Genomic DNA, 14,065 nt, shown 5'->3' with positions numbered 1-14,065 from the left:
CACACCATGAGTAAAATCATTTCTAGCATATTACAACGAAACGGAACAGGACAAGAGCTGCGTTATATTGACGCATTAGATCCTGATAATTTCGAACTTCACGATTTTACTATAGAAGATTGGATTTTGTTTGCCTATAATTTTGCAGAAAAACTAAATTATTTTCCTACAGAAAATCATAAAGTAGCATCAGGAGATTGGCAATATTTTTTTAAAAAATTAACCACGTCAACTATTCCTTTTAGGGGAACCAGAGAATATCAAAAATTAAAAGAAAATATTAGCTCAACTCTTAATGGATATACGGAGGAAGGAAAGTTGAGTCCGCATTTAACCTTATTTGTTTGCTTCTTAGAGTTATTAGAATTTTCAAAAGAACGATTTAATAATTTAACCAAACGTCATTTAGATTTTTACTACAAAGAAATATTACAAGTTCAAAAGCGAGAACCCATTTCAGATCATGCACATATAATTTTTGAATTAGCAAAAAAGATTGCAGACAAACGAATTGAGGAAGGGACTTTATTAGATGCAAAAAAAGACGCTTTAGGAAATCCATTAGTATACGAAACAACAGAAGAGTTAATTGTAAACAAAGCCTCAGTAAGTGCTATAAAAACTATTTATAATAACAATTCAGAAGGTTTACAAAAGATAAAAGCGAGCGCGGTAGCTAATACAAAAGATGGTTTTGAAGAACCGTTACCAGAGGATGCTCCATATTGGTATCCTTTCGGATATCCTGCAAGTAAAAAAAATGCTACTGAATTACCAGATGCAGTAGTAGGTTTTTCAATTGCCTCACCAATGTTATTATTGCAAGAAGGGGATAGAACAGTAACAATTAGGATTAAGTTTAAAAACAATTTTGAAGAAAACTCTTTTGATGTAAGTGAACTACTTCAAACTGTTCAAATTTTTGGAAGTGGAAAAGAAACATGGATTGAACCAACATTGGTTGCTATTAACAGTGTAAATGATGGAGCATTAATTACTACGAATCAAATAAGTTTCACATTTAGCTTAGGATATGATTCAGGTGCATTAGTAGGATATAACGAAGAGTTTTTACTAACAAAATATAACACTTCACATCCGTTAGTGCGTTTTGAATTTGATGTTTCAACTACTGTGGGGTATGATTTTTACAGGTTTTTAGCAGGAAATACACTTGAAAGAGTAACTATAAAAACAGATGTCAAAGGAGTAAAATCAGCAACCGTTGAAAATGATAATGGAACGGTAAGAACTAAAAAACCATTTCATCCTTTTACAACTCGTCCCATTGAGAGGTCGAATTTTAGTGTGAGTTATGACGAAGCTTTTTCAAAAAAATGGAATGATTTCACCGTAAACCTACGTTGGAAAAATACCCCAGAAGACTTTAAAGAATGGTATCAAGCATATGTAACATCACCAAACTATTCATCAATCAATAAATATATTGAGGTACTCAAAAAAGAGATAGATGAAAGAGCCTTATTGGTGAATAATGAAACGCATTTTAAAGTAGAAAAACGATTATTACACGCCGCGGGAGAAGCCAATGAAACAGTAGGGGAAATAAAAAATCTCTTTATAAAAGAGGTAGATGAAGAGACTGATGAAGTAAGCTATATGTCAGAGTTTGAAGTGAAAAATACTGCAAATGCTTATGAAATAGAAAAAGCAGAAGCTTTACAACTTAGTTTAGAGCAATCTTTTTTACACGAATTATATTCTAAATTGTATGCATTAGCAGTAAGTGCAGATGATAAAGATATTATTTTTCCTAATGAGCCTTACACTCCTTTGGTTGAGTCAATTTCTGTGAATTATTCAGCAGAAGAAACCATCGTGATGGAAGGAATAAGCATGGAAGGAAATCGTATTCAACTTTTTCATGAACATCCTTTTGGTCAGCATGAAGAAAATTACGCAGAAAAAAAGTATTTACAAGAAGAAAAAGGAATTGTAGATGTTTTTGATAAAGATGTTATTCAAACCACACTAGTACCAAAATACTGTATAGGAGGTCATTTATTTTTAGGAATTGAAAACTTAGCACCTCAACAAAATCTTTCATTATTAATTCAAGTATTAGAAGGAAGTGAAAATCCACTAGTAGAAAGCTTTGGAGAAAACGAAAAGATAAATTGGTCGATATTATGTAATAATAAGTGGAAAACGTTAGAAAATAATATCATTTCTAATAATACAGACAACTTCTTAAAATCAGGAATTGTTAAGTTTTCAATACCTAAAGAAGCAACTTCAAACAATACATTATTACCGTCAGGTTATACTTGGATAAAAGCACAAATGAATAAATCGTTTGAAGCAGTATGTAAAGCGATAGGTATTCATGCACAAGCAGTGGAAGCGTCGTTTGTAAATAACGATAATGAGGTAAATCATTTAAAAAACGGATTGCCCAGTGGCACCATCAAAAAAATGGTGACACGTATACCACAAATTAAATCAGTTTCACAACCTTATAGTTCCTTTGGAGGAAGCCCTGAAGAATCAGACGATAATTTTTACAGAAGAATAAGTGAACGCTTACGTCATAAAAACAGAGCGATAACTTTGTGGGATTACGAGCATTTAATTCTTCAAGAATTTCCAGAGATTTATAAAGTAAAATGCTTAAACCATACTTCAGAAACAAGTTTTACAGCAGCGGGTCATGTAACACTCGTAGTTGTTCCAGATACTGTTAATAAGAATGTGTTTGATATGTATCAACCACGAGTAAGTAAAGCCACTTTAAACAGTGTAACACAGTATATCAACTCATTAAATACACTACATGTAAATGCAGAAATTATCAATCCTAATTACGAAGAAGTAAGTATAGGTTTAGAAGTAAGTTTTTATGATGGATATGATGAGAATTTCTATACCGAACAACTAAAAACTGACATTACGAAATTCCTATCACCTTGGGCGTTTGACGAAACCAAAGAAGTAACTTTCGGAATCATGTTACATAAAAGTGTTTTAATCGATTATCTAGAAAAACTACCCTATGTAGATTATTTACAAAATGTAACCATGAATGGTGATGCCAAGGTGTACAAAATAGAACCAAGTGATCCAAAATCAATATTAGTATCTGCCAAAAAGCATAATGTAAGTACTGTATTAACTACCTGTAAAGGAACTAAAAAAACCATAGAACAAACATGTCAGCTATAAACGAACATATCAATATTCCTAAGAATATATCTACCAAAGATGACTTAGATTTTTCTTTTTTAAGAAAAGAAGGAATTTCTTATTTAGAAACATTCGGAGGTAAGTTATGGACTGACTTCAATTCGCACGATCCTGGAGTAACTATTTTAGAAATGTTGTGTTACGCTATTACCGATTTAGGGATGCGTATTAATACACCACTAGAAGATTTATTAGCATCTAAAGATCCAAATTTATCACTACAAGCACAGTTTTATAAAGCATCAGAAATTTTTCCAACGAAACCAGTCAATGAATTAGATTATAGAAAACTGTTTATTGATTTAGAAGGAGTAAAAAACTGTTGGTTGCGAATTTATGATAAACAAGTGTTTGTTGATTGTAAGAATAACAAATTAGGGTATCAAAAGTTTGAAGAGATTCTACCAGAGTTTCAAAAAGATTTTAAGTTAAAGGGGCTGTATTCACTGTTAGTTGATTTAGAAGAGGGCTATACAAAAGAGCAAGTGCTTCCACATATTAAAAAAACATATCACAAGAATAGAAATTTATGTGAAGATTTAATAGAGGTAAACGAAGTAGATACGCAGCTTATTGCCATTTGTGCAAATGTTGATGTTGTGCCAGAAGCCGATGAAGAATGGGTGTATGCTACTATTTTATTTGAAATAGAAAACTACTTATCACCGTCATTAAAATTCTATTCAATTCAACAAATGCTAAATAGAGGGTATACTACCGATGAGGTATTTGATGGACCAGTGTTGGAAAGCGGATTTATAGATATTGAAGAGCTTAAAAAAGCAGAGCTAAGAAAGGAAGTACGTCTTTCAGATGTGATGAAAATCATAATGAATGTAGAAGGAGTTAAGTTAATTAAAGACATTTCTGTAGGATTTTGTGACGAAAACATCGTTCAAGAAAATAAATGGGTAGTTTGTATCGATCCAGATAAAAAACCAGTATTGTGTGAAAAAAGTACGTTTAATTTTAGCAAAGGATTTCTCCCACTGAACTTAAATTATGATAGAGTAGATGAGTATCTTAAACAATTAAAAGAAGATGAAGTTGCTTTACAACAAATCACAGCCGAAGAGAAAGTTTTATCACTACCCAAAGGCAGTTCAATAGGAGCTGGAGAGTACACTACTATTCAGAACGATTTTCCTGATACCTACGGAATTGGTCAAGAAGGGCTAGCAATACACGTAACCAATGAAAGAAAAGCAAAAGCGAAACAACTAAAGGCGTATTTAACATTTTTCGATCAAATCTTAGCAACCTATTTCAAACACTTATCAGAAGTAAAAACATTATTGTCTGTTAGCGGAGAAGAAACTCGAACATTTTTTACGCAAGCAGTAAAAGATATTAAAGATTTTGATGAGCTTGTAAGTGAATATCCAGAATCAAACGATGATGAATTAACAAAGCTATTATTCAATCAGTTTGATAATAATGTAGAACGTAGAAATTCCGTTTTAGATCATTTATTGGCGCGTTTTGCAGAACGATTTGGAGAATACACGTTTATTATGAAAGCGTTGTATGGAACGGCAACCGATGAAATTGTACTATCGAACAAAGAAGCCTTTTTAAAAGACTATAAAGTAATTAGTAGTGAAAGAGGACTTGCTTTTAACTACTATAAACAAACCCAAGAAAATCTATGGGATACGAATAATGTATCTGGATTTCAAAAACGGATAGCACGTTTAATGGGAATTACCAATGAAAAAAGAAGACATTTAACGGAAACCAGTGTAGATATTTATGAAGTAACAGAAGGTAGTAATACATACAGATGGAGGTTAAAAGATACTAATGGAAATATATTACTATCAGCAACTGAAAACTATACTAAAAAAGTTTTTGCTATTGAAGAATTATACTTTGCAGTATTACAAATTGTGCAAACCAAGGAAAAAGATATAGAGGAAGCTTTTGAAGAGGGTATTACAAATAATATGCAAGTAGGGTTTATAAGAATTCATGAATCTACACCATCAAAACCTTCTATTCCAGTAAAGTATTCTTTTGATGTTATAAATCCAGAAAAACCAGAGAGCAGTACCGATTACATCATTGCAAAACAATACAAATACTATACTGATATCAATGATTTAAAGGAAGCATTGTTAAACACAATTTCTTTTCTGAAAAAAGATTTTACAGAAGAAGGAATGTTTTTAGTAGAACACATGCTATTGCGTCCAGATGTTACCAATAATGAAGCAACAAATTTCTTATCTATTTGTGCTAAAGACTGTGAAGATTGTGGAACGATTGATCCTTATTCTTACAGAGTAAGTATCGTTTTACCAGGATATACCTATCGTTTTTCAAACCCAGATTTTAGACGTTATATGGAAGATGTGATTAGGCAAGAACTTCCATCACATATTTTACCGAGAATTTGTTGGGTAGGAGAACGAAAAGGAACTATCGCAGATGAAGAAAACGATTTGTTACAATTCGAAAACGCATATAAAAAGTACTTGTTTGTAAAAACAAACCTTGAACAGGAACAACCGACAGAGAATAATGAGTTACCAAACTTAATACAAGCAATGCAGCAATTAAATACGATTTACCCTGTAGGAAGATTAACCGATTGTAATGCAGAAGACGAAGCATTAGATGGAAGAATTATACTAAACCAATCTAGTATAGGAAACATACAATCAGAAAAGGAAAATACAAACGAAGAAAACTCATAAAAATAGTACGTGTTTATTCATTAACACAGCCAAAACATAATACGTATGGAAACGACCAACTTGAAACTAAAAGAAATTACAACCGAATATAGCAAGTTTAACGCTAATCAGGTATTAACAGAAACACAACTCAATACATTTATCGATTATTTTGATGATCAAAATCGTTTGTCAAGACTTGGTTTAAGTGGTGTTGGGATAGCCTGTGGGTTTGAAGTAACTCCTAATTTCAATATAGATAAAACAGCAATAACGAGTATTGATATTGCCCAAGGAACAGCGGTAACTACTGATGGAGATTTGGTTCAGTTTTTTGAATTAATAGAAGAAAATATAAAATCAAAAAAGTTTTCATTCTACAAAAAATTTGAAGATACCGATGGTAAATACGAGCGATTTAGAAATGCTCAAGACAAGCAATATGATTTATGGGAGTTACATAGTGAGGAAGATGAGTCGCATACCCCTTTAGTTGAGTTTCCAGAGATACAAAAAATGGCTGTTCTGTTGTACCTCGAACAATATCCAAATGAAGACGTATTGTGTAATAAACTAACATGTGACAATCAGGGTATTGAGCAAATTAATAATTTACGCGTATTATTTGTAAGTATTGAAGATTTAGAAGCTATTGTAGCTAAAGATATTATCTATTTAAAGCACAATTGGTATAAAATAAATAATGAACTACCTGTTGTAGAAACAAAAAGAGTGGTGTTAAATGAGAAAAACACCAAAACATTTTCAGAATTAAAAGCTCAGTTTAGCAGTGCGATTAAAGATGAAAGTATAGGTGTAGATTTAATTGAAGGCTTTGATACGATATTCTCAAAATTTCAAAAACCATCAATAACTACTAAAATAAAAGAATTATTTAATTTTAGTCCGTTAGCAGTTCCGTTAGATTTTCAATACAGGTATGATGTCATAAAAGATTTAGTGGATACTTACAATGAAATTAAAGAATTATTACTCCATATTAATGTAAACTGTTGTCCAGATATTGGAGCTTTTCCAAAGCATATCATGTTAGGAAAGTTGAAGAAAGAAACAGCATATCCAGAATTACGTCACCGATTTTATAAATCAACTATTGTAGGTCATGAAAATGAAAACCTTCAAAAACTACAGTTGTTAATTGACAGAGCTATTACTATTGCAAGCAATTACATAGGGAAAGAAAAGTCAAAAGAGGTGGTAATAACTCCATCGCAAGCGCATACATCATTAAGTGAAAAAGCAATTCCGTTTTATTACAATGTTTCTTCGGAACTATTGAAGAGGTGGGATTTTAATAAAACAAAAAACTATAGAGCGAATCAAAATTTAAGTTACCATAAAGAAAACCTAAAAAAGTCAGTAGCAATTCAAAACCCACTATCATACAATATTGATAAAAATGATTTCTATAGAATTGAAGGGCATCAAGGTAAAATGTATAGAGAAGCCTTAGCAAAAATAATAAAGCTTAAAGAAGATAACGGGTTGAGTTTTGATGTCAAAACACTTTCAATTAATGCAGCTGAACAAACAATTAATATAAACAATTACGAATGTGAGTTTGAAGATTTAAAAATGTTGTTAAACGCATGGAGAGCAGAGCAAAATTGTATTTTATCAGAAGTAAGTAAAACATTTTCAGCGTTCAAACTAACCAATCCAAAGGTTAATACAGTAGTAGATAAGTTAATTCCATCAAAAGGTAAAAGAATAATTGCAACTGAAGAAGTAGCAGCTGACACTGCTTTTATGGACAAGGAAGTAATAAATAAAATGAAGTTTCTTTCTAAGGAGGCAACTAAAAATCAAGAAACAGTATATAGATACAATGAAACTGTTTCAAACAAATACCAAGATTATCTACTTAATAAAGAAAATATAGTTAAAGAAAGTTTAACGAAAGAGGAAGACTCGATAGGTTATTTAATAGATCGTGTAATAGATAAAAACAAAGAAGGGTCTGCAAGTGATATTATTGTTGAATTGAACAAAGAAACGGAAGCTTTAAAAGAAAAAGAAGTATGGAAAGAAGAACCAACGCTTAGTGATTTTATATTAACAGACCTTACAGAAACGTTAGTTCATACGTATGTTTTAGATACAAAAATCCCATTAAATATAAGAGATATAGATAACCTTGTATTAACAAGCTATAAATTAACAATAGCGGAGCTGTGTAAGAAAGTAAAAAACCTACAAGCAAAATATAACAGTACCTCATTGGAAGTTTCAACCAAACAAATTTTAGGTTTATTGATTAACCAATTATCAATTGTTTGTTGTTCAGGAAAAAAGTTAGAAACATTACTAGCAGAAATAGAAAAAAGAAAGAAAAAAATTTTAGAAAGAATACAACTTTCAGAATTTGTAAAACAACATCCAGGTATTGAACATAAAGCAGGAGTTATTCCAGGAGGAACTTTTGTAATGGTTTATGTTACCGAAAATGCAGCAGATAAAAATACATTTGATGATGTAGTGTTAAACATTGTATTTAAAAATCAACCAATAACTTCGGATAAAGAATTAGGTGTTAAAAAAGAGTTTACAAACTCTAAAGATTTAGTATTTGGTAAAGATGAGATTATTTATAGAAATGGAGGAATAATAAAGCTATGGGATAAAAGTTCAACCGTAGAATTTTCATTTGTGGATGGACATTATTTTAATTTTAAAGGAAAAAGGTTTTCTGATCAAGATGTAGTTTTGGTAGGTAAAACATTAGCAGAAACAGTAAGTAATTTTTCAGCTTTTTTAAATAGAACTTGGTCTAGAGCAGGAATGTCTAAATTGCTCAATGCAGAAGAAACGGTTATGTACAAAGACGGTTCTGTAGGAATGCGTATTACTATTAAAGACCATTTAGTACCTAAAGACGAATACTTTTTACAGCTATATAACCCTGTTGTTTTAGAAACTAAGAAGAAACTATATTTCGACGAAAACGATGTAATTAAAGAAAATGAAACACTGAAAAACACAGTAGTAGCAGATTTTTCCTTACCATATATGTGTTGTTCAGATTGTGCTCCAGTGAACTTCATAATTCCTAAAGAACCACCATTTTTAAGCTTGCCAGTAAGTACTATTTGTTTGAAAAAAGATATAGAAATTGACTCTTTACTATTTACTGTAAGACCATTAGATGGAGACGTAAAAGCAAATGTGCCTGAAGGTGTGGAGTCAGGAGTTTATCTAGACCCTGAAGATAAAAAATGGAAAATTGATGTTACAAAAATAGATAAGAGCCTATTAGGTAAACCAATTAAATTTATGGTTAATGATGAACCTACAGATTGTGAACTTATTGTATATCCAACATTAGAATTATTGGTGGAAGTAGAACAACCTATCGAATATAATGAGGATAAATCGAAAGCTAGAGTAACCTATGTGCTACATTGGAAAGACACTGATTTTGTAAATGCTGATTTCTTTAACAATATTAAATATGAGTGGGATTTTATGGGAGATGGCATCAAGGTAGAACGTACACCTATAAATAACAAAGTTTTCCAAAATTATATACTACCAATTGATGATATAAAAAATGAAATACAACCAGGGTTAGAAATTTCATTAGGTCCATGTAAGAAAACGATTGCTATAAAACCAATAGTTTTTGATACACTAACACCATCTGAATTAGCAATTCAGCCCACATATTGTATCGATTTTACTGAAGAAAAAGTGGCTAGAATTCCATTTACGAATGTTAATGGAACCATAACCATTGTAGATGGAGTCATAAATGGAGTAACGATTGAAAACAATGAACTAGTTGTTGATATAGCAGTTTTTGAAAATTATGGTCAAATAATTGAGTTTTTAGAAGACGGACAAACAACCAATGCAAGAATCACAATTCATGAAGTTAAGCAAATAAGTATTTCAGAGCAAAGTGAATCAAGGTTTATGTGGAAAGACGGACAGTTATTTTACGAAGCAGCTTTCGAAGCAATACTTCCAGAAGGTGTAAAACCAGAAGGATTAAAATTCAATTGGAGTGTAAACGATATTGAGTCAGGAACTGAACTTTTTAATCCTAAATTATTGGTTAAAGAAGGAACAGAAAATACATATACAGTAGTACTTACAATTACTGATGGTAATAGCTGTTTTTCAACCGCGGAGTTTACAAAAACTATTGCGTTTCCAGAGTTTATAATAAATTTACCCACTACTTTTTGTTTAAGTGATAAAGAACCTTATCCAGTTATTGTGAGACCACAATTTGAAGGAGTCCAACTCACAGGTGGAAAAGTGAAATTTAATAAAGAAACAAATAATTGGGAGTTTGTACCTGCTAATTCTGGACTAACAGATTCAGGAGTTGTAAGTATTGGTATTGTAGGAACATTTGTAACACAAACAATTAATTTAACAGCAACACCACAAGCAAGATTTACACATAGTTTTGATTCAAAAACGAGAATATTATCGTTGACGAATACTTCTGAAAAAGGAGATAAATACGTTTGGATAATTAACGGAGTTGAAAGAGAACCTCAAATAAATAGAACAACAATAACAGAAGACCTGAGCAATTTTGATGGAGATTCAGTAAAAGTCTCTTTAACGGTAGCAAGTGAGTGTGGAGAACACACAATAACAGAAGTGATAGAAATTGGAAAAACACAAGATAAAACCTGTGAGGAAATAACAAAAACAGAAGTTGGAAACTATTATAAGTTAAATAAGTTTAGTATAAATGATGGAGGTAGTGGTACTAATGTTAACATGGTTGTAGTAGTTCCTACAAATGACGCTTATAAAGCAATTATAACCGATGAAAGTAATTCTTACCTAATAGGAGAAAATAATAATCAGTTAAGAGGTATATTCTCTAAGTTACTTATGAACACTTCAAAATTACTCATTGAAGATATTGAAAACAGAGCATTGCTAATAAAATATTTTAAAGCAGAAGCTCGATTATTTTTAAACATCCTTCATTGTCAAAAGCAAACAGTTTTAGAGGAAAATAGACAAGTTATTTTAGAGCTGTTAGAAGTTATAGATACTGCTTTTATTTCATTTAAAGAAAATCAAATAAAAGTAGCAGATGAGGCTTTTCTACAATTTTTAAAAGCATGCTCAGTAGAAATTCAAGCTGAATACATTACTACGTTTATTGATGGAAAACTAATACCAAACTTATAATGCTTGCTAAAGGAGATCATAGTATTCAAAAAGTATTTGTTGAGGTAAATACGAAAAGTAAAAAGGTAGCTGAGGAGTGTAAAAACACTATCGAAAACTTTTTACAGAAAGAAGTATTTCCAGAAATAGAAAAGTACTTTAATTCTCTAGAAATAGAGAATGAAGTACTTATTCAACAAATAGAAAACTTAAATATTGAAGTTAATATACCTAGTAGCAATACATCTATAAACGATAGTAGCACAAAGCGAGAAATAAAAGAACAACTCATAACGAAGTTAAAAACAATTTTTAAAGAGCCAGAATTACATGAGGTAGCTATAAAAACTAGTACTGTATCAGAATCTAAATTAGATACTTTTTTTCATTTTTTACAACACGGTATAACTGGTTGGAGGGGGCAAAACAAAGAAAAAAACTTCACGAAAAAAATATTATTTGAAATAACCGAAAATCAAAGTTTTGAAGAACGTTTTTTTAAATCATTAAGAGACCCGATTCAAAAAAAACGATTAATTCAACAGTTTAAGGCTGAAGAGTTACAAATATTATTTCTAAGTATTTTTAATAAACCTAAAGGATATGAATCATTTCTAACAACCATTAAAAAGTTTGGTTTTAAAAACCACAAGATAAAAAATAAAGTATGGGATTTTTTCATTAAAGCTATAATAAACAACGACTTTTCAAGAATAGTAGATGTAATTCAAGAAGAAATAATAATATTAAAAAGAACAACATTTCTAAAGAATTATACAGAAGAGTTAATATTTTTTTTAGAAGAATTGGTTTTGGAAAACACAATATTTAAAAACCAAATTAATGTAGAAAAACTAAAAGAACTTGGAATTAAAATTGATAAAAAACAAGAAAAGGCAAAAGAAGAAAATATAGATATTATTGATGATTTTGATAAAAAGCATAAAAAGGATGAAGGTATAAATATAATTCGATCAAATAAAAAAAGGGTTAAAAAGACAAATAAAATAGACCTTGAAGTTAACAACACCCATGGTCAAAATATAATTAATAAACAGAATATTGAAAAGAATAAAGTTGTTGATGAAAAATTAACGTTTAAAGATAAAGAAATAGACAGTCTTAATTTACCCATTTCTTTTGAAGAAAGCGATAATCAAAACAAAAAAGAGGATTTAAAGAAACAGTTATCACCAAAAGAAAAAAAGAAAGAAGTAAAAGAAGAACTTAGTACAAAAATGCAGCAGAAAAGTAAGAACATCTATAAAGATAAAGATGTAACCTTAAAAAATGAAAAAGCACTCAAAGATCAAAAAAGGGCTGAATATAAAAGACGACATAACGAGGCATTAAAGAATACATTTTTAAGTAAAAAAGAAATCGTAAGTGAATTTAAAACTCATATTGTAAAAAATGCAGGATTAATTTTATTACACCCTTTTTTAAAACAGTTTTTTAACTCATGTGGTTTTTTAAACAAGGAGAACAAAATTATTAAATCCAATGAAGCTGTTCACTTATTACATTACGTAGCAACTAAAAAAGAACAACAGTTTGAAAACAATTTAATTTTCGAAAAATTTTTGTGTAATCTGCCCATACAAAGTTCTATCGAGAGAAATATAGTACTGAGTGATGAGCTAAAAGAAAAATCAGAAGAATTGTTAAAAGCAGTACTTCAAAATTGGTCGGTTTTAAAAAGCTCTTCAAACGACCTATTGCGTAATGAGTATTTACAAAGAGAAGGAAAACTAGATTTAACTAAAGACAACCCCAATCTAACAGTTGAAAGAAAAACACAAGATATTTTAATAGATACCAAATTACCATGGAATTTAAGCTTATGTAAACTTCCTTGGATGAAGGAATTAATCTTTACGAATTGGTAAAATATAACTAAAACTTTAAAAGTCATGTTTAAAAGAGATAAAAAACCAGAAGCTAATAACGTTCAAGCAAAAGATAAAAAAAAGGATTTGTTTATTCAGCCGAAGTTAGCATTTGGAAGAAAAGGAGATCAATATGAAGTTGAAGCAGATCAAATGGCTGATAAAGTTGTAGGAAATAATAAGGAAGCTAATTCAATACAAAAAAAAGAAAATGAAGAAGAAATACAGCAAAAACCACTGGCTTCTGAAGTAACACCTTTAGTACAAAAAATGGAAGCTACTGAAGATGAGCAACCCGTTCAAAAGATGGAGGAAGAAGAAGCGGTGCAAAGTAAGGAAGAGGAAGAAACAGTACAATCGAAGTGCGATAATTGTGAAAAAGAAGAGAAAGTACAAAAGCAAGAAGAAGAGGAAGCTGTGCAGTCAAAAACGGAAAAATCTACTTCAACAAAAAATAAACCTTCTTTTGAAAGTAAGTTAAAAAGAGAAAATGGAGGTCAAAAAATGGATGCACAAACACAAAGTGAAATGGAGTCAGGTTTTGGAGCCGATTTTAGCCGTGTAAACATTCACAACGATTCAGAAGCAGCACAAATGAGTCAAGAGATAGGAGCGCAGGCATTTACACACGGGAATAATATTTATTTTAACGAAGGAAAATACAATCCAAACTCCAAAGAAGGAAAACATTTGCTAGCACATGAGTTAACACATACCATTCAACAAAAAGGAATGGTGCAGAAAAAAGTGCAAAAGCAATCTGGAAGTAGTAGATGTGCTGCTTCTGATGTTCGAAATTATCGCTTAAGAAGTGGAATCGACTATGATTTTATGGTGCCAGAAGGTTGTCGTTCATCAATAACTTTTGAAGCAAAATGGGAGTTTCATGATAGGGTTAGTTGTTGTACAGGGGAAACACCCTATGAAGTATCAATAAATGGAGGAAGACGACAAAGAATGCCTGCTGGAGATACACATTGCGGAGATGCAGAACCATTTCCATATGAATCCAGAACTTTAAACACAGGTTCTGGTTTACAACGAGTTTCTATTAGAGTAAATCCATTGGATTGTCCAGGAATAAGACTTTATGTGAAAATAACTACAGTTATAAGATAATTATATAAAAGA

The 14,065-nt window shown here is 30.8% G+C and carries 5 protein-coding genes; all 5 read left to right on the top strand.

From position 1 onward, the window contains the following. The first annotated feature begins 6 nt into the window (after window positions 1-6). From Q4517_RS06825 to Q4517_RS06805, 5 genes are read left to right on the top strand one after another with little or no spacing between them, the layout of a single operon-like run. Complete coding sequence (locus Q4517_RS06825; RefSeq protein ID WP_303507726.1) at window positions 7-3,183, top strand: baseplate J/gp47 family protein; 3,177 nt, start codon at window positions 7-9, stop codon at window positions 3,181-3,183. Continuing rightward, window positions 3,171-5,903, top strand: a complete 2,733-nt coding sequence (locus Q4517_RS06820; protein ID WP_303507724.1) for a DUF1508 domain-containing protein — start codon at window positions 3,171-3,173, stop codon at window positions 5,901-5,903. Before Q4517_RS06825 ends, Q4517_RS06820 begins: the two co-directional genes overlap by 13 nt. 45 nt (window positions 5,904-5,948) lie before the next feature. Further along, the gene (locus tag Q4517_RS06815; protein ID WP_303507721.1) at window positions 5,949-11,066 is read left to right on the top strand and encodes a hypothetical protein; all 5,118 of its coding nucleotides are present in this window, start codon (window positions 5,949-5,951) and stop codon (window positions 11,064-11,066) included. Next, window positions 11,066-12,934, top strand: coding sequence for a contractile injection system tape measure protein (locus Q4517_RS06810; RefSeq protein WP_303507719.1), 1,869 nt, complete (start codon window positions 11,066-11,068; stop codon window positions 12,932-12,934). Before Q4517_RS06815 ends, Q4517_RS06810 begins: the two co-directional genes overlap by 1 nt. A 24-nt stretch (window positions 12,935-12,958) precedes the next feature. Beyond that, window positions 12,959-14,053: a DUF4157 domain-containing protein gene (locus Q4517_RS06805; protein WP_303507717.1), complete on the top strand. Its 1,095-nt coding sequence runs from the start codon at window positions 12,959-12,961 to the stop codon at window positions 14,051-14,053. Window positions 14,054-14,065 lie beyond the last annotated feature (12 nt).

The sequence above is a fragment of the Tenacibaculum sp. 1_MG-2023 genome, assembly GCF_030547425.1.
In the GTDB taxonomy this organism is placed as follows: domain Bacteria; phylum Bacteroidota; class Bacteroidia; order Flavobacteriales; family Flavobacteriaceae; genus Polaribacter.
The sequence above is the reverse complement of the archived record's forward strand: the minus strand, read 5'-3'. Positions and strand labels throughout refer to the sequence as shown.

Excerpts from the sequence above, each read along its gene's own strand:
- Q4517_RS06810 (WP_303507719.1), top strand. The coding sequence starts at position 11,066 with ATGCTTGCTAAAGGAGATCATAGTATTCAAAAAGTATTTGTTGAGGTA.
- Q4517_RS06825 (WP_303507726.1), top strand. The coding sequence starts at position 7 with ATGAGTAAAATCATTTCTAGCATATTACAACGAAACGGAACAGGACAA.
- Q4517_RS06815 (WP_303507721.1), top strand. The coding sequence starts at position 5,949 with ATGGAAACGACCAACTTGAAACTAAAAGAAATTACAACCGAATATAGC.
- Q4517_RS06805 (WP_303507717.1), top strand. The coding sequence starts at position 12,959 with ATGTTTAAAAGAGATAAAAAACCAGAAGCTAATAACGTTCAAGCAAAA.
- Q4517_RS06820 (WP_303507724.1), top strand. The coding sequence starts at position 3,171 with ATGTCAGCTATAAACGAACATATCAATATTCCTAAGAATATATCTACC.